Origin of the sequence: Sphingobacterium sp. DR205 (genome assembly GCF_011064245.1) — a bacterium.
GTDB lineage: Bacteria > Bacteroidota > Bacteroidia > Sphingobacteriales > Sphingobacteriaceae > Sphingobacterium > Sphingobacterium athyrii.
The window spans coordinates 1,402,676-1,419,759 of the sequence record NZ_CP049333.1 but is presented as its reverse complement, the minus strand read 5'-3'; the positions used below and the strand labels follow the sequence as shown (position 1 = coordinate 1,419,759).

At 42.6% G+C, this 17,084-nt stretch carries 15 protein-coding genes and 2 rRNA genes; 10 read left to right on the top strand and 7 right to left on the bottom strand.

The genetic code is table 11. The annotated features are described in order from the left end of the window. The first annotated feature begins 108 nt into the window (after nt 1–108). From G6053_RS05990 to G6053_RS05980, 3 genes are read left to right on the top strand one after another with little or no spacing between them, the layout of a single operon-like run. Nucleotides 109–582 carry a carboxymuconolactone decarboxylase family protein gene (locus G6053_RS05990; RefSeq protein ID WP_165305788.1) on the top strand — a complete coding sequence of 158 codons (474 nt, stop codon included), beginning with the start codon at nt 109–111 and terminating at the stop codon, nt 580–582. A gap of 50 nt (nt 583–632) precedes the next feature. Then, on the top strand, nt 633–971 hold the full coding sequence (locus G6053_RS05985) for a YciI family protein (RefSeq protein WP_108637086.1): 339 nt from the start codon (nt 633–635) through the stop codon (nt 969–971). Nucleotides 972–1,018: 47 nt separating this feature from the next. Beyond that, nucleotides 1,019–2,248, top strand: coding sequence for a sigma-70 family RNA polymerase sigma factor (locus tag G6053_RS05980; protein ID WP_241254936.1), 1,230 nt, complete (start codon nt 1,019–1,021; stop codon nt 2,246–2,248). A 54-nt stretch (nt 2,249–2,302) separates the two neighbouring features. Here the strand turns inward: G6053_RS05980 and G6053_RS05975 are convergent, their stop codons facing one another. Together G6053_RS05975 and G6053_RS05970 are read right to left on the bottom strand one after the other, a co-directional pair. Further along, nucleotides 2,303–2,866, bottom strand: coding sequence for a hypothetical protein (locus tag G6053_RS05975; RefSeq protein WP_146191162.1), 564 nt, complete (start codon nt 2,864–2,866; stop codon nt 2,303–2,305). Then, nucleotides 2,847–3,380, bottom strand: coding sequence for a hypothetical protein (locus tag G6053_RS05970; RefSeq protein WP_165305787.1), 534 nt, complete (start codon nt 3,378–3,380; stop codon nt 2,847–2,849). Before G6053_RS05970 ends, G6053_RS05975 begins: the two co-directional genes overlap by 20 nt. Nucleotides 3,381–3,579: 199 nt before the next feature. Between G6053_RS05970 and G6053_RS05965 the strand changes: the two genes are divergently transcribed. From G6053_RS05965 to G6053_RS05950, 4 genes are all read left to right on the top strand, one after another. Next, entirely contained in the window at nt 3,580–4,392 is an 813-nt protein-coding gene (locus tag G6053_RS05965; protein WP_165305786.1) for a hypothetical protein, read from the top strand. A 19-nt stretch (nt 4,393–4,411) separates the two neighbouring features. Then, nucleotides 4,412–4,573: a hypothetical protein gene (locus G6053_RS05960; protein ID WP_165305785.1), complete on the top strand. Its 162-nt coding sequence runs from the start codon at nt 4,412–4,414 to the stop codon at nt 4,571–4,573. A gap of 31 nt (nt 4,574–4,604) precedes the next feature. Beyond that, nucleotides 4,605–5,693, top strand: a complete 1,089-nt coding sequence (locus tag G6053_RS05955; RefSeq protein ID WP_165305784.1) for a DUF6688 family protein — start codon at nt 4,605–4,607, stop codon at nt 5,691–5,693. 73 nt (nt 5,694–5,766) lie between these two features. Further along, nucleotides 5,767–6,333: an AAA family ATPase gene (locus G6053_RS05950; RefSeq protein ID WP_165305783.1), complete on the top strand. Its 567-nt coding sequence runs from the start codon at nt 5,767–5,769 to the stop codon at nt 6,331–6,333. On the opposite strand, the gene G6053_RS05945 is transcribed toward G6053_RS05950, so the two are convergent. Together G6053_RS05945 and G6053_RS05940 are read right to left on the bottom strand one after the other, a co-directional pair. After that, entirely contained in the window at nt 6,327–6,905 is a 579-nt protein-coding gene (locus G6053_RS05945; RefSeq protein WP_165305782.1) for a TMEM175 family protein, read from the bottom strand. The genes G6053_RS05950 and G6053_RS05945 overlap by 7 nt on opposite strands. Then, a complete protein-coding gene (locus G6053_RS05940; RefSeq protein WP_165305781.1) occupies nt 6,898–7,617 on the bottom strand; it encodes an outer membrane beta-barrel protein in 720 nt (239 codons plus the stop codon). The genes G6053_RS05945 and G6053_RS05940 overlap by 8 nt, the downstream gene beginning before the upstream one ends. A gap of 220 nt (nt 7,618–7,837) precedes the next feature. On the opposite strand from G6053_RS05940, the gene G6053_RS05935 reads away from it, so the two are divergent. From G6053_RS05935 to G6053_RS05925, 3 genes are all read left to right on the top strand, one after another. Then, complete coding sequence (locus G6053_RS05935) at nt 7,838–8,260, top strand: OsmC family protein (protein ID WP_165305780.1); 423 nt, start codon at nt 7,838–7,840, stop codon at nt 8,258–8,260. Further along, entirely contained in the window at nt 8,261–8,578 is a 318-nt protein-coding gene (locus G6053_RS05930; protein ID WP_165305779.1) for a hypothetical protein, read from the top strand. A 100-nt stretch (nt 8,579–8,678) separates the two neighbouring features. After that, on the top strand, nt 8,679–9,557 hold the full coding sequence (locus G6053_RS05925) for a pirin family protein (protein WP_165305778.1): 879 nt from the start codon (nt 8,679–8,681) through the stop codon (nt 9,555–9,557). Between the two features lie 189 nt (nt 9,558–9,746). On the opposite strand, the gene G6053_RS05920 is transcribed toward G6053_RS05925, so the two are convergent. From G6053_RS05920 to G6053_RS05910, 3 genes are all read right to left on the bottom strand, one after another. Next, on the bottom strand, nt 9,747–13,613 hold the full coding sequence (locus G6053_RS05920; RefSeq protein ID WP_165305777.1) for a TIM-barrel domain-containing protein: 3,867 nt from the start codon (nt 13,611–13,613) through the stop codon (nt 9,747–9,749). 334 nt (nt 13,614–13,947) lie between these two features. After that, nucleotides 13,948–14,059, bottom strand: a 5S ribosomal RNA gene (gene rrf / locus G6053_RS05915). A 146-nt stretch (nt 14,060–14,205) separates the two neighbouring features. Continuing rightward, nucleotides 14,206–17,080, bottom strand: a 23S ribosomal RNA gene (locus G6053_RS05910). Nucleotides 17,081–17,084: the final 4 nt, after the last annotated feature.

The following is a 17,084-nucleotide window of genomic DNA, read 5'->3' as shown; positions in this document are numbered from 1 at the left end:
ACCAGTTCATTAAAAACAAATAAAAAAATATTTAGCGCCTTATGTCCAATTTCTTTAACTTCAATCATTATTGTAGTGTAAAACAGTTACACTTAAAACAATAATAAAATGAAACAACGAATCAATTTTTTCGCAAAAGGCCAAAACGCGATGAAGGCTATGTTTGGATTGGGAGCTTATCTAGGTAAATGTACCATCGAACAAGAGCTTTTGCATCTGATTTATTTTAGAGTATCACAGATCAATGGCTGTGCTTATTGCCTGGATATGCATTCAAAAGATTTGCTTGCCACAGGTGAAAATCCACAACGTCTATTTTTATTGGACGCTTGGCGCGAAGCACCACTTTATAGTACACGTGAACGCGCCGCGTTGGTCTGGGCTGAAGCAGTAACGAAAATAACCAATGGAGATGTACCTGACGAAGTTTACGCCATTGCAAATCAGGAATTTTCTGAAGAGGAACTCATCGACCTGACTTTGGCTATAACCACGATCAATGCATACAACCGTTTTAATATTTCTTTCCGCACTGAAGCTGGCGGATACAAAGTGGGCCAACATAAAGTGCAGACAGCATAACTAAGCTAAAACGAGATAAATCAATTTATTTAACAAATTAAACGCGAAGCATGAAGGATTTCATCTTATTATTTCGGCAGGCCGGCGGTGAACAGCCTCTTTTGAACGAAGAAGAAATTGCCAAAATAAACAAAAAATGGGAGGATTGGATCGGTGGTATTGAAGCACAGGGAAAACTATCTGACCACGGCTCACGTCTTGAAAAAAGTGGAAAAGTATTAAAACCGGGCGGGATTATTACGGATGGCCCGTTTGTGGAGATCCGGGAAAGCCTCGGGGGTTTTATTGTCATCTCCGCAGAAAACCTTGAAGAAGCGACGACATTGGCGCATGGTTGTCCCATTTTGGAATCTAGCGGCAGCGTTGAAATCAGGGCACTTTTGGTTTAAAAAAAACTTTATGGGCAGTTGTATGCTATACAACTGCCCTATTATGTATGATGGAACCTAACTTTCTAAAACAGCTTTTTCAACAAGAATTCACCAAGATCGTCGCTGTAATTTCAAAACGTTTTGGGCTACAACACATCGAAACTGCCGAAGATATTGTCAGTGAGACTTTTTTGCTGGCTACGGAATCATGGCAAATGAAAGGTTTGCCCGCAAACCCAACCGCCTGGCTGTATACTGTAGCTAAACAGAAAACCTTAAGTCACTTTAGAAGGAATAAAATTTTCGAAGACAAAGTGATTCCGGAAATACATCAAAATCAGCGTGCCGTGGATTATACCGATGAATTTAGTTTCACACAAGAGAACATCAAGGATAGTCAGTTAAAGATGCTGTTTGCCATCTGCACTCCTGCGATTGCCAGTGAAGCCCAGATAGGTCTTGCACTGCGGATTCTCTGTGGTTTTGGGATTGAAGAAATTGCCGAAGCCTTTCTTTCAAACAAGGAAACCATCAACAAACGGTTGTTCCGGGCAAAAGAAAAGCTTCGCACAGAAAAGATCCAGCTTGAATTGCCTTCCGAAAAGGAAATCGTGAAAAGGCTGGATAACGTTTTGCATATTATTTACCTTTTGTTTAACGAAGGGTACTACTCCAAGACCCAGAATGAGATTCTAAGAAAGGATCTGTGTATTGAGGCCCTACGCCTGGCGCTCATGTTATCCACTTACGAAAAGACAAATGTCCCCAAAACGAATGCACTCATCGCGTTAATCTGTTTTCATTCCTCACGCTTCGATGCCCGCCACAGTATCGATGGAGAGTTCATTCTGTATGAACAACAAAATGAGAAACTTTGGAACCAAGCCTTAATCAATCAGGGAATTTATTTTTTGAATCTGTCGGCAGATGGCGATCAATTGACCTCCTACCATATCGAAGCAAAAATTGCACAGTGGCATTGTGCAAAAGCAGATACCGTAGAAAAATGGAACGAAATCCTTCTGCTTTACGATCGTTTGCTGGCGGTGAATTATTCGCCGGGTGCAGCACTCAACAGAACCTTTGCCTTATACAAAGCTAAAGGTCCAAAAATTGCACTGACCGAGGCAAAAAAACTAAATCTAATGGATAACCACTTTTATTATACACTCTTGGGAGAGCTCTATAAGGATATAGATCGACAAAAAGCAATCGCGAACTTTCAGCGTGCACAGGCATTGGCAAAAAGCTCCCTGGAACAGGAAACTATCCAACGCAAGATCAATATGCTGTAAAGTTCGCGATCCGTTACACTTTGTCAGCTCTTATAATCAGCTGATTCTTATGCCTTAGCTGATCATAGATCCCTTTTTTGAGTTTTGCCAATACGTCATAAAAAGTTCGTAAAGTTCGCTGGGTTCGATCGCTATCACAGAAGCCGAGTACATGATATTTAGCTGTTGTGACGCTTCATCATAAGCCATTTTCCATAACATCGCTGGAAGCCGGTCTTTATAATTGGAAGCATTGCCTAAAGTGACAATCACTAACGTATCTCCACCTACTTTCTGTAAGTTAATTGCTGTGACGTCATCCCAATTACCGGCACCGAAAGCTTTTGCCATTGGTGTAGTTTTTCCGGAGAAATGACTTTTATGTAATGAAATCTGCGCAGACTTGTCCCGAAGACTTAATAAGCTATTCACCAAGAGACCTAGCATTATAAGCAATATTCCGCCCGAGAATACCGCAGGTTTCACTTTTAGTTCACCGTCAAATATTCCGATACAGTACAAAAAGAGCAATAAAAGAACGATACAAATCACACCTGACAGGCTTAGAAGCTTAGCAGTTTTGCTTCTATTTCTATATAAGTTTACTTCCTGATCCATTTTAGTTGCCCCAGTTGACATTAAGGTTATGCTTTTCGGCATACGCTTTTCCTAGAACATATACCTCATCAAATGTTTTATCAATCCCGGGCATGTAATCTTGCTGTATTTTTTGTAGCAATGCCTGCTTTTCTTCAGCAGATCCCTTTGTATCACAAAGTTTAGCGTAAGCAGTATACTCATTTTTATAGACTGGCAACACCTTTTCAAATAAGGCGATGGATTTTTCTTTTAATGCTTTTGCATCATCATCCGAAACATTGAGTGCATTGATGTCTTTTAATGCTTTCTCTACTGTCTGGATCTTGATGTCCACGGATTTCTGCGCCTCATCACCTGCGTTCTTACTCGCGGGGATATCGGCAAATTCAACAGTCTCCTGTTCGAGGCGTTTACCAAAACGATCAGGAGCAAAATCTGCTATAAGATTGGTATTTAAAACAACTTTTCCGAAAAAATTTTCTGGGCTTGGAGCTTGGCAGGCGGTGAAAAATAGACTCGCCGACATGAAAATAACAAATAGTAAGTGCTTCATATAAATTTTTATTTTGTCCGAAATTAACTAATATTAGTTAAACCGGCAAACCATCCAATTCTTCACTATTGCATCCTTAATAGGCTAAAAAAACGTATACCGCACCAACCCCGATATTATCTTTTGCATTTCACTTGACCAACACGCTAAATTTTAATAATTTAGCAGTTATAGAACAACAGATTAAAAACCGCTGATTATGGGCTTTGATATTAGTTACCATCCTATTTCTGAAGAACAGATTAACGCCTGGTACTTTGAATTGATTGCAAATCCTGAAAAAATAGAAACGCTGGCATCCGAGTATCAAATTGATGATTTCTATAAAACAAAATATCAGGACACCATAAACGCCGGTCGGGAAACAGATCAGAATGATTATTTCGACAAAACACATGGTTTCTTTATCGCCGTCGTCCAAGGTTTTTTTGAGACCTATTTCTATGTCCGTGGCGGCGCATTATCTTTTTCAACGAATACACTATTAGATTCCTATTATAAAAAATGGGAAGAATTTATTCCAATAGCTTCGCTCACAAAAAAAATAGAAAACAAGCTTATTGAAAATTATTGCTCCGGCGTATATATTTCGGCCGATCAGGTCATTCGCCTGTTGGAAGACTATCACCATAATGCTGAAATTAGATCGGAATTGGATCAATTATTTTCTGAGGGACGCATCACGATTTTCTTAAAGGCATTGAATTTTGCCAAAGAGCGTGGTCTAGGCCTCCTGGAAGCTACAGAAGTTGTGGAACCTCAGCCTTTTGATCTGAATGAGTCTAAAAGTTATTCTAATCTCTTTAACTGCGACAAAGAAGGTCCATTGCTTTATCAAACCACAGCATTCGAGCAGATCAAAGACATCGAACAGCGTAATGGTCTCCCTGAAAATGAGATTCTACCCAATGTGAAAGTTGAAAAAGTACATGTAGATCCTGCGGAAACAGATACGGAGAATACACATGAAATCAGCAAAAAGAAAAACTTCTGGAAGCGTTTATTTGGTTAAATCCGGGCACAGAGAGACAATGTTACAAATCCCACCAACACATTCACCTGACAATGAAATCGTTAGCTACAGGATCGTCCACGCAGCGATAGACCGGGTCTTTGAGGCTTGCGCCAATCCCGCTCATTTGGAAAATTGGTGGGGGCCTGCAGGATTTACCAATACCTTCGAAGAATTTTAACCCCTTTCGTCCACTCCTATTATTTGCTGCCATGTACCTTGTTTTATTCCTTATCATTGCTTTTTTTGCGGGATTAAATTATCTACTTCGTTCCGCTGTTAAAAAGCAAAATAAAAAGATATCTTCCGTTGAATATACCGTTGTTATTGGCTACATACTATCCATAGCTTTATTTGGAGCTGGTCTGTTGACCCATTCGAGTCAATATCATGAGGCCGTCGATCCCGTTGATGGCGCCTGCTACCTACCTTTTGGTGGGAAACATACCTTATCGCTGTTTATCTATTTTGTTGTTTTCAATATTGCTGTAATCGCCGTTTGGATAAAGGGCCGGCAAATACCACCGATCCCTTTAGTCCTTGCCCTTATTATTTTGATGTTGGGATCTATAATTAGTATCTTTGTGCTGACTCAGGTAAGCTATCACGATACATCAACCTTAAGTAGCTATGTCGGGAATGAAGGAACCTTTTACTTTATTTTCACACCGCTTTTCTGTTTTTGTTTTGGCATAGGTTTTATCTGGAAGATCATTCAGGAGGAGAAAGCAACAGCGATCCACAGAAACTATCGAAATCCCATACTGAACAAGATCAATAGGCAGCTTTCGTCCAAGATGGACTATCCGGTATGGGCGCTGATCTTACTCGTTCCTTTCTTTGTCGTCATGACTGCTATTCTTATCCTATTTGGCCAGGATAGTGACTCAATGGCCAAAGTATTCACCGAGACCACTACCTGGGCTTTTTCTCAGAAAATGCATCCACCTATTTTAGACCATCGGGGACACTACCTCTGTACCGTGGCAGCAAAAGGTGATCCAGCAATTGTAAAACCCTTACGTTTAGGGAATCGGCATGGAAATACGATCATCGTTAACCGTCAACTGTTGGTGGCCAATGCCTTTGAGGAAATCTTAAGCGACCTATCTCCCAAGTTGCATCGTTATGTACGTTATTTTTACGACAGATACGGATACAACATCTCTACCAGAATCAACTCGGTCGGGGCATCAAACCTAACCTATAGGGTAATGAAACCACTTGAGTATACTTTTCTCTTCTTCCTTTATCTATTTTATGTAGAGCCCGAGAAGAAAATCGCCAAGCAATACACTTAATCATTTCAATCTTTACATCCTTCGAATAAGCACCAATATTCAATGCATTGGAGGACCATGACATTTTTTTTATATGGATCAGACAAATTATTTTATTGTCCTAACCGGGGGACCCGGAGTCGGCAAAACTACATTACTCAACAAGCTAAAAAAAGAAGGCTATAGAACCGTGCCCGAAGAAGCACGTCGAATCATTCAAGAACAGGTGGCAAAAAACGGCGATGGCTTACCTTGGAAGAATAAGCAACATTATGCCTCATTAATGTTGGCAGCGTCCAATGCTCGTTACCTTCTCGAAATCAAAGAAAACACCCAACGCCAAGAGTATGTCTTTTTTGACCGAGGTATTCCAGATACACTCGCCTATATCGACATGGAAAAGTTAACTGTTGCGGCTCCCTTAATTGAAGAAGCTAAAAAATACCGTTATCATAAAAAAATATTTATCCTTCCGCCATGGCAGGAAATTTATGAAACCGATCATGAGCGAAAGCAGACTTGGGAAGAAGCCGAAGCTACATTCCATCAGATGAAAAGTGTCTATGAACGGCTTGGATATGAGGTCATAGAAGTACCTAAAACATCCGTCGAACTACGCTATCAATTTATTTGCGAATCGCTCGGGTTAGCTACTCACTGATCTTTCATAAAGGTTTCGATGCGACGATCCGGAATTAACCACATGATGGCTACTGTACCATACATCAACAGACTAACGTACGGATTTATAAAAGATATACCGATCCCGAGAAAATACAAGGCTGTAGAAATGTTCTCCTTGGTCTTCGATTTGACGGCACGTTTTAAAGCGGACTCTTCTCCTTCCGTCTGGACTGCAAAATATTCAACAATATTGTAGGCTACGGAACACATGATCAATACAACGCCATAGGCAATAATGGGATCACGTTCAAAATGGGATTCACCAATCCAGTTGGTTGTCAAAGGCATCAAGGAGAGCCAAAATAAAAGGTGTAAATTTCCCCATAATACTTTCCCATTGACTTTCTGAACAATCTGAAAAAGATGATGGTGATTATTCCAATACAGCCCGACATAGACAAAACTGACTACATAGGAGACGATTTTGGGGAACAGGGGTTTTAAACTTGCAAAAGTGTAACCTTCAGGTACTTTTAGTTCGAGTACCATAATGGTAATGATGATGGCCAATACGCCATCACTAAATGCTTCCAGCCGACTTTTAGTCATTGTTATAAATCGGAGTTAAAAACTGATATTGCAGTCCCAGGCGAAACACATTCAATCGTGCCGGCCCGGGATCGGCGCCAAGCATTCCATCATGATAATCCTTCAAGCCCCAAGAATAGCCTGCAAAAATCGTATAACGGTCATAATTGACATTAAACTGTAATCGCGGGCGGATATCGACGTCAATTACTTTACCTCTATCCCGTTCAAAACTTGTCTTATTGCCACTCTTATCTTCGATACTTCCGTTTTCCTTGATGCTCAACGTCTTCGCTACATCAACACCGAATTGCATATCCATTGTCATCGGTTCAAAATAAACACGATAGCCGACGAAGGGATTAAAATTCAAAAATTGTTGGTTGAGCTTGGTCAGTCCACGACTGCCATTTGCGAATTCGTTGCCTTCTAGGTCAACCTTGGTCTGTAAACGTTCAAAAGCACCTTCTACACCTAAAAGAAAATTATTTGCAAAGACATAACGGTAGTTCACTGCACCCCCAAAATTAATTCCATACTTTTTACCGTAAGGATTATTGGTATAATAATCCTGCTGACCAGAGCCATTTAAAGTGCTTTTAGCGATGCTTCCAGACCCCGTAAAATTGGAGACACCGGAAGTTACACCGACACGAAGTTCATGGGATTGTGAAAAAGCCGCAAACGGAACGATACAGGCTATACATGCAAGAAGTAAAAATCTCTTCATCATAAAAATATAAAAACAATCTAAAATTAAGAAAATTTAGGCGATTGAGCTCACATTGCCATTTTATTTTTCAAACAATTATTTCTTGTTCCATCATGCCGTATACGCTGTCAAATTCAGGTAGTCAAATAAGTCCTCCTTTTCCATATTTCTTGAACTACATCAATGGAATTGAATCAAATGGACTTTAATTTTGTTGTATCAAATCAAAGGAATACATCGTATGAAATATATCTTAGAGAATCCTGTCAGCGGTCATATTGGCCAGCAAAAATATAAAACGACCATTCTATGGCGCAACGGTGAATTGATTACCGATGAACCTGAAAAATTGGGTGGCAAAGATCTCGGGCCTGACCCATACACCCTATTGGTCTCTTCCCTCGTTTCATGTACATTAGCAACCTTACGGATGTATATTGACAGAAAAGAACTTCACATCGATGAAATACAAGTCACGGCCAATATGTACTTACGAATTGAAAAAGAACAAGTAGTGACCTATTTTGACCGAGAAATTTCATTCGGGCAGGCAATCGAAGAAAACACGGTATTACGTTTACAGCAAATTGCTGATGAATGTCCGATTTCAAAGATATTAAAAGGTAATGCCGTGGTAAATACAATCATGAAAACAAACAATTAAATGAAAAATTTAATCATTATTTTGTTCGGAAAAAACGAGGAAATTCTCCACACACTACAGCGGATCATAACAGGTACAAATGGCTGGCAAGCGGTCATTCAACAAGATCTCTCCACTTGTAAGAAATACCTCTCCAGTTACCCTGGCGACATCCTGCTGCTGAGCTCTGGTTTATCAACACAGGAAGAAACCGAGATCATAGACCATCTTTCTTATTTAGACCATCCAATTGGTTTGATAAAACATTATGGCGGTGGAAGTGGACTTTTGAAAAATGAAATCTATAGTTTATTCCCTGATTTGATTCCTGACAAATAAATGAATTCACCGGGAATGTTCTGTTTTTTTCGGTTATTAAACCAGTTCAATGAGAAACACTCCTTAGCAGGCTAATTTTGAATACATAAATCGTAAGATCATGAATAAAAAAAACTTTATAAAAAAGGGACTTTTAGGTTCCGGAATATTTGCATCAAGTACTGAGTCAGCAGATGTCATGAAGAATGACATCGATGAAATAGAACCTTTGGAAACACTGGATGCCAATGCGTTGCAATACAACTCCGATCAACTGGAAAACCATAGTGTACTACACAAAGCAACAAGCCGGGGTTATGCGGATCATGGCTGGTTGCAGAGTAACCATACCTTTAGTTTTGCCAATTACCATAATCCCGACCGTATGCATTTCGGTGTACTCCGGGTACTGAATGATGATATTGTTGCCGAAGGCAGGGGGTTCGGATTGCATCCGCACGACAATATGGAAATTATCAGTATTCCCCTGGAAGGGGATCTGGAGCATGAAGACAGTATGGGTAATCAGGCCATCATCCGAAAGGGAGATATCCAGGTGATGAGCGCAGGAACAGGTATCATGCATAGTGAGTACAATAAAAATACCGATCAGATTGTTAAATTTCTGCAGATCTGGGTCTACCCGAACCAACGTAATGTAGCACCCCGATACGATCAGATCACCTTGGACAAATCACAAAGACACAATAAGTTTCAACAGATCCTCTCACCTGATCCGGCCGACGAAGGAGTATGGATACATCAGGATGCGTGGTTTCATATGGGTAATTTTGACAAAGGTGTCGAAACAAATTACAAAGTTAAGCAAGCTGGAAATGGCGTTTATATTTTTGTCTTAAGCGGAAGCGTCAACGTAGCGGGACAAGAGTTGGAAACGAGAGATGGCTTTGGTATCTGGGACGTTTCGGAAATTAAACTCATGGCCACTTCGCCCGATACGGAGATCCTCCTGATGGATCTTAACATGATATTAAATTAATGCCCTATCATCTGGGAGCGACAAATAAGCGAGATACGATCAAAATAGGGCATCACTTTATTGCTTTTACCGCCGGCTAAATCCAGCGGTATGCGTAAGCCAGATGCTCGTATTCCTGATCGGATTACCATTGCATAAAAAAGGGGAATGTTAACATTCCCCTTTTTTATCGTCGTTGCAAAATCTACTTTAAAAACTGATCGAATTGAGTTTTTTATCAACTAGAATTCCGTCTATCGCTTTTAAATTGAAGTTAACATTACGTTTGGCTTTCAATTTGATCTTAAATAGCACTTCCGAGCCATTCAGCGTTTCCTTATTGCCCAAATTCACAAAAGTAGGATACAAAGCTTTGCTGCCGTTTGTATGAAGACGGTCATTGGTATAGTTATTCATTTCCTTCAGGTGTAGCGGATCTATTCCCACAAACTCAAAATCGCCCTGATTATAAGGCAATGCGAAGCTAAGCGCATTCACTGCTTTAAGGTTTTCTCCGCTTACGGTGATTTCAACGATATCGCCAGATTTTAAGGACGTCCTGGATGCTGTCAATTTTAGCTTACCAGCAACTTTCTCCGCTCTGGTTGGTTTGGCTCCCCCCTCGATCGACACGGCGACATTTGAGATATCATAGGCATCAATCAACTTATTTTTATTGACATCACCATTACTCACATAGCCTTCAAAATCCCCATCCTCCATTCTTAATCCGGTATAATTAATATAAGAAGTCAGATCGTTATGGTCGATCAGGCGATCGTTGTTGATATCGCCGGGTAAATAGCTAGTCGATCCAGGCACCTTAAAGACATAGAGCTCACGACCTGAACCGAAGCCGCCGACAGCCTCCGCAACCGAAATCTTAATAAAGCGTGCGACAGGATGCTGACCAAAACTAAAGCTCTTCATTTCGCCATCACGTTTCCATTCAAAGCTTCCGGCTTCAGACCAGGTATCCTTATCATTGCTATAAAATACTTTACCTTTTAAAATGATGCCGTTGCCACCATCGGTCCGAGGAAGGTACTCAAACTTATCCAGCTGATTGACGGATTTCAGATCTAGCGTAATATCAAACGGAACCGCAGTTTGCCCCCATTTGGTATGCCACATATCCCCTTCATCGTAGTTGAACAGTTTATTGATGCCGTTGCCTCCTTGATTGTCTACGGAGGTCTCCGCTTTAATACCTTCGATCGCAAACTCCAACGGATTAGCTTTTGTTTTTGCACTAAATGTACTCCAATCAGAAGCACCAGCTTTATTAACAGATCGGATTTTAAAGTTATATTCAGTTTCTGCATCCAGCCCCTCAAATAACAACTGATTATCTTCAATGGTCGAGTATATCAGATCATTAAACGCAATCTCATAATAGTCTGCATTGGCGACCTTCTCCCATGTCGGTGTTAATGTGTAGGCTTGGGTATTACTTTCCGTTACATTGGCCTTAGGAGGCCTAAGCGCTCCCGTCTGTACCAAATGCGCGTCATTAGGCGTGAATCTGAATCCATCAACTTGTATTTCTAGCGCTGCTGCTGACACATCCTGCTTACCGATACGTACTAATACCATCGGATTTTTGATCAGCTTGACCTTTTCAAATTCGGATCCCTTTGTTGCAAACTGATTCAGATCAGGTTGTGCATCGTAGAAGTAGGCATTTTCCAGGTTCTTAAATTCAGCCAGTGAATGTGCCTCCTGAAGTTTTATTCCTTTTTTATTGACTTTAGCAGTCACTTTCTTCGGGGCAGCGGTTACATTAAAACGGACTTCTGTCGCTTTCACTTTTTCAAATCCCTCAAATTCCCCCTCTGACGGCGCTATTGTGAACAGCACTTTGTCGTCTTTCTGTATGGAAGAAATCTTGGTATTTACGCCTTTTCCATAACGATAAGCTTCTGTTTTTCCGTCGTCATCATATTCCGTGAATTCAGAATTTCCAAACGGATATACCTCGTAAATACGCTGATCCTTTTTGATCTCCTGTACATTATTATTTGGATTCGTAATTGGAATAATGGCTCCATTTTTAACAAAAACTGGTAGTTTCCAAATTGGTACATTAAAATTATTGATGATACGTCCACCGGTATATTTGTCACCGGTAAAGTAATCTATCCATTCTCCATCAGGCAAATAGATACCATTTCGGATGTCATTGCCCTTCTCATCCACGCGTGTCTCCTGATAGATCGGTGCCACCAAAAAATTAGGTCCATACAAATACTGATATTGTGTCGCCTTTCCAAGTGTATACTGATTTGCCTGTTCCAAAAACATCGCACGAATCATCGGCAGGCCATCGACAGCCTGTTTAGCTATACTATAGCTATAAGGAACTAATTGGGATTTCAGCTTCAGGTAAAGACGGTTGATGGAAGTTGCGGGTTCGCCCAAAGCATGTGGATACTTTTCATTGGATCCCCATCCATCCATATTCAATTCCATTGGTGTCCAAGTTTTCCATTGAAAGTCCCGAATGTTCACCTTAAAGTTTTTTCCACCAAAGATTCCATCCATGTCCGAGGTAATATTTGGCTGTCCGGAAAGACCAGAACCGATATACGTCGGAATATGGAATCGGATATATTCCCAAACCCCACCAGTCTGATCGCCCGACCAAATGCCGGCATAGCGTTGCGTTCCTGCCCAACCATCCAATGAAATAATAAACGGTCGTGCATTGTTACCATAATAAGGCATGGTATGCCCAACGTCAGCGACACCATTTAAGCCGAAGGAATAACCGGGCCCTACCCAGGCGACATCCGTCTTTAGGACCCGGACACCTGCATCACGTACTTCTTTGACAATATCTCTTTGCAGTAATGCACTGATGCTGTCCTTAGGGTGCAGGTCAGACTGCGTCCATAAACCTATTTCCACGCCGTTTTTACGGGCATAATCACCAAATTCCTTTAGGTTATTAATATTTCCGTCCAAAGTCTCGGTCTGACCATATCCAGCGCCATAGCCGTCATTGGGCAGAATCCATCCCAAAGGCATATCATGTGCTTTATAGCGATCTATAACAGCACGGGCCGAAAATTGGTAATTCCCTTTTTCGCCATTCAATGACTCTTTTATACCGCCATTTTCCTTTTGGCTTTCTTTATAGCGTTTTCCATCTTCAAACAGAATTCCCTTTTCATCTTCTTTCCAAAAATCTCTATTATATGCATTGAGGTGACCTTCATACAGGCCAAATTTTGGCAGAAGTATAGGATTACCGGTTAACTGATAAAAATCGTTAAGTAAGGGTACCGTACCATCGTTGATCATAAAAAAGACATCCAGATAATCCGTGTCATGGGATAATTTTACGGTACCTTTTGTCTTTGCCCCAAATGCGTAATTCCCTTTTTTGAACGTATACCACATAAAGCCATAACCGTTCGTTGACCAAAAATAAGGTGTAGGAGATGCTACACCGCCATCGGTCCAGCTATTTTGGTTTTCAATGGCGATCGCTCTACCTTTATGGGAGAAGCGTCCATTTTGTACACCACCACCGAAAAAGTACTCATCCTTATTTTCTTTCAACGTTAAGGTCACTTGTTTAGATTCGAAAGCAATAGGCTTTAAGCTCTCGACGACAACTTTATTCGTGATACGATTGAGGATACTAAATTGAGAGGTTTGTTTATCTATGGAGAACACAATGTCCTTGGTTGCTATTGTAGCGCTACTTCCTTCATCTTTTACTTCCAGCTCATTCACCGCTTTTCGCGGTTGTTCGACAAGGATCTTTGCCTCAGGTTTCGCTTCCGGATCGCGGATAATACCACCGTGTGTATCCTGAAACATTCTGAAAATATGATTTCCATAGAAATCCAATGTCAGCCTTTGGTTGTTTTCATATACAATCTCCACTGTTGTTGGATTAATTTTCTGTACAGCAATAATCTTACTAACAGTAACTGTTTGTTCCATCTTATAATTAACAGCCGGGTGAGTCATCGCACCGACCTTATTCGATTGAAAAATAAACGGAGAAGCCAATCCCACCAATAAACTAACCTGCGCTTTTGTACTCCAAAAAGATATCTTCATGTGTATCATTTATAATATTAAATCGCATTGCTGTATTTCCACCCATGAGAAAGCTGCGAAATGCTGTTAAATTAACATAACAATAATACAATAGTAAATCCAAGTAAAAAAGAGCTTGCGAAATGCAAACGATTGTCTAATAATAATGTTGCAGGAGTCAAGTGATTTTAGTTGAACGTTTCCGTCGGCCCTGACTGGTTTCCAGGCCTCCTGTTCCGGGCCGGTTTCCCCGGACTTCCTGCTGATCCGATATCCCTGTTGAACAAAAAGCTCTGTAAAAAGTATCTAAACGAAAGAAGCCCTTGACTGTTTCCAGCAAGGGCTTCCGTGTAAAAAAAGGCACCGACCTACTCTCCCACCTGTTACGGCAATACCATCGGCTCTGGCGGGCTTGACTGCTCTGTTCGGAATGGGAAGAGGTAGACACCGCCGATATAGGCACCTAAAGATCTTTTTAGATGTGAGATATGAGATATGAGTACCGAGATCCTATTAGATCCCACATAGCACGCATCCATGTCCACGTCTAAATGACATATATATTGAAAGATTATTTCAAAAATTAAAGAGGAAGACAACAGTGTCTGTCTGCTTGAGAAAGCTTCGGGCTATTAGTACCACTTGGCTTTGGTCTCTCAACCTTTACACCTATGGCCTATCAACGTAGTCATCTCCTACGACCCTATAAGGAAGTCTCATCTCGTGGCTAGTTTCGCACTTAGATGCTTTCAGCGCTTATCTATTCCAGACGTAGCTACCCTGCCGTACACCTGGCGGCATAACAGGTTCACCAGAGGTCTGTCCAACCCGGTCCTCTCGTACTAAGGTCAGATCCACTCAAACTTCCAACGCCCACAACAGATAGGGACCGAACTGTCTCGCGACGTTCTGAACCCAGCTCGCGTGCCACTTTAATGGGCGAACAGCCCAACCCTTGGGACCTTCTCCAGCCCCAGGATGTGACGAGCCGACATCGAGGTGCCAAACCTCCCCGTCGATATGAGCTCTTGGGGGAGATCAGCCTGTTATCCCCAGCGTACCTTTTATCCTTTGAGCGATGGCCCTTCCATACAGAACCACCGGATCACTATGTCCGTCTTTCGACCCTGTTCGACTTGTAGGTCTCACAGTCAAGCAAGCTTATGCCATTGCACTCCACGTACGGTTACCAAGCGTACTGAGCTTACCTTTGAAAGCCTCCGTTACCTTTTTGGAGGCGACCACCCCAGTCAAACTACCCACCAAACAATGTCCTCGGACATAGCCGAGTTAGAAACCGGATACAGAAAGGGCGGTATTTCAAGGTTGATTCCACGACTCCTGGCGAAGCCGCTTCAACATCTCCCGCCTATCCTACACATCCTGTACCCAATCTCAATGTTAAGCTATAGTGAAGGTGCATGGGGTCTTTCCGTCCCGTTGCGGGTAATCGGCGTCTTCACCGATACCACAATTTCACCGAGCTCATGGCTGAGACAGCGCCCAGATCGTTACACCATTCGTGCAGGTCGGAACTTACCCGACAAGGAATTTCGCTACCTTAGGACCGTTATAGTTACGGCCGCCGTTTACTGGGGCTTCGATTCAATGCTTCTCCGGATGACATCCCCTCTTAACCTTCCAGCACCGGGCAGGTGTCAGGCCTTATACCTCATCTTGCGATTTTGCAAAGCCATATGTTTTTGTTAAACAGTCGCCTGGGCCTTTTCACTGCGGCTGCTCATCACTGAGACAGCGCCCCTTCTCCCGAAGTTACAGGGCCATTTTGCCGAGTTCCTTAGCCATGACTCACTCGAGCACCTTAGGATTCTCTCCTCGACCACCTGTGTCGGTTTGCGGTACGGGTCTTCATAACCTGAAGCTTAGCGGGTTTTCTTGGAAGTCTGTTTACCTGCTCTATCAGCGCCACCGGAGCTTTGCTGTACTATTGGGTTTCAGCAGGGTCGGCGGATTTGCCTACCCCCTATACCTACGCCTTTCAACGAACTATTCCGTCAGTTCGCGGCAGTGTCACTACTCCGTCACCACATCGCAGTTATGAAGAGTACTGGAATATTAACCAGTTGTCCATCGGCCTGCCCCTTTCGGGTGCGCCTTAGGTCCCGACTGACCCTGATCCGATTAACGTTGATCAGGAAACCTTGGTCTTTCGGTGGGCGGGTTTCCCACCCGCCTTATCGTTACTTATGCCTACATTTGCTTTTCCATACGGTCCAACACCCATTACCAGGTATCTTCACCCCATATGGAATGCTCCCCTACCAGATGCAACCAGTGCAAATCCATAGCTTCGGTACCGTTCTTGATGCCCGTTTATTATCCACGCCCGGCCGCTCGACTAGTGAGCTGTTACGCACTCTTTAAATGAATGGCTGCTTCCAAGCCAACATCCTAGCTGTCTGGGCAACCGGACCTCGTTAGTTCAACTTAGAACGGATTTGGGGACCTTAGCTGATGGTCTGGGTTCTTTCCCTCTCGGCCTTGGACCTTAGCACCCAAAGCCTCACTGCCGGCCATATCTGATAGCATTCGGAGTTCGTCTGGATTTGGTAGGATTTGACTCCCCCGCACCCAATCGGTAGCTCTACCTCTATCAGACTCCATGCCGACGCTGTTCCTAAAAACATTTCGGGGAGTACGAGCTATTTCCCAGTTTGATTGGCCTTTCACCCCTACCCTCAGGTCATCCGGAAACTTTTCAACGTTTATCGGTTCGGTCCTCCATTACATGTTACTGCAACTTCAACCTGCCCAAGGGTAGATCACAAGGTTTCGCGTCTACCTCATCTGACTATGCGCCCTATTAAGACTCGCTTTCGCTTCGGCTGCGTCCCTGAAGGACTTAACCTTGCCAGACAAGAGTAACTCGTAGGCTCATTATGCAAAAGGCACGCTGTCACAGAACTGTCTGCTCCAACCGCTTGTAAGCACACGGTTTCAGGTTCTTTTCACTCCCCTGTTCGGGGTTCTTTTCACCTTTCCCTCACGGTACTGGTTCACTATCGGTCTCTCAGGAGTATTTAGCCTTACCAGATGGTGCTGGTGGATTCCCACAGGATTTCTCCGGTCCCGCGGTACTCAGGATACCACTATGCCAATATTCTTTGCCTGTACGGGGCTCTCACCCTTGTCGCGCAGTTTCCCACCTGCTTCCAGTTCATAGCATTGTACAATATCGTGGTCCTACAACCCCGACTATGCCGTAACATAACCGGTTTGGGCTCTTTCCCGTTCGCTCGCCACTACTTGGGAAATCATTGTTATTTTCTTCTCCTACGCCTACTTAGATGTTTCAGTTCAGCGCGTTCGCGTTTTATACGGCTATTCTTCAAATAGCCAGGTTGCCCCATTCGGAAATCTACGGATCAACTCGCATTTGCCGATCCCCGTAGCTTATCGCAGCTTATCACGTCCTTCTTCGCCTCTGAGAGCCTAGGCATCCCCCGTGTGCCCTTATTTACTTTCTTCACC

Coding starts and splice junctions, on each gene's coding strand:
- G6053_RS05990 (WP_165305788.1), top strand. CDS start 109: ATGAAACAACGAATCAATTTTTTCGCAAAAGGCCAAAACGCGATGAAG.
- G6053_RS05985 (WP_108637086.1), top strand. CDS start 633: ATGAAGGATTTCATCTTATTATTTCGGCAGGCCGGCGGTGAACAGCCT.
- G6053_RS05980 (WP_241254936.1), top strand. CDS start 1,019: ATGATGGAACCTAACTTTCTAAAACAGCTTTTTCAACAAGAATTCACC.
- G6053_RS05975 (WP_146191162.1), bottom strand. CDS start 2,866: ATGTCAACTGGGGCAACTAAAATGGATCAGGAAGTAAACTTATATAGA.
- G6053_RS05970 (WP_165305787.1), bottom strand. CDS start 3,380: ATGAAGCACTTACTATTTGTTATTTTCATGTCGGCGAGTCTATTTTTC.
- G6053_RS05965 (WP_165305786.1), top strand. CDS start 3,580: ATGGGCTTTGATATTAGTTACCATCCTATTTCTGAAGAACAGATTAAC.
- G6053_RS05960 (WP_165305785.1), top strand. CDS start 4,412: ATGTTACAAATCCCACCAACACATTCACCTGACAATGAAATCGTTAGC.
- G6053_RS05955 (WP_165305784.1), top strand. CDS start 4,605: ATGTACCTTGTTTTATTCCTTATCATTGCTTTTTTTGCGGGATTAAAT.
- G6053_RS05950 (WP_165305783.1), top strand. CDS start 5,767: ATGGATCAGACAAATTATTTTATTGTCCTAACCGGGGGACCCGGAGTC.
- G6053_RS05945 (WP_165305782.1), bottom strand. CDS start 6,905: ATGACTAAAAGTCGGCTGGAAGCATTTAGTGATGGCGTATTGGCCATC.
- G6053_RS05940 (WP_165305781.1), bottom strand. CDS start 7,617: ATGATGAAGAGATTTTTACTTCTTGCATGTATAGCCTGTATCGTTCCG.
- G6053_RS05935 (WP_165305780.1), top strand. CDS start 7,838: ATGAAATATATCTTAGAGAATCCTGTCAGCGGTCATATTGGCCAGCAA.
- G6053_RS05930 (WP_165305779.1), top strand. CDS start 8,261: ATGAAAAATTTAATCATTATTTTGTTCGGAAAAAACGAGGAAATTCTC.
- G6053_RS05925 (WP_165305778.1), top strand. CDS start 8,679: ATGAATAAAAAAAACTTTATAAAAAAGGGACTTTTAGGTTCCGGAATA.
- G6053_RS05920 (WP_165305777.1), bottom strand. CDS start 13,613: ATGAAGATATCTTTTTGGAGTACAAAAGCGCAGGTTAGTTTATTGGTG.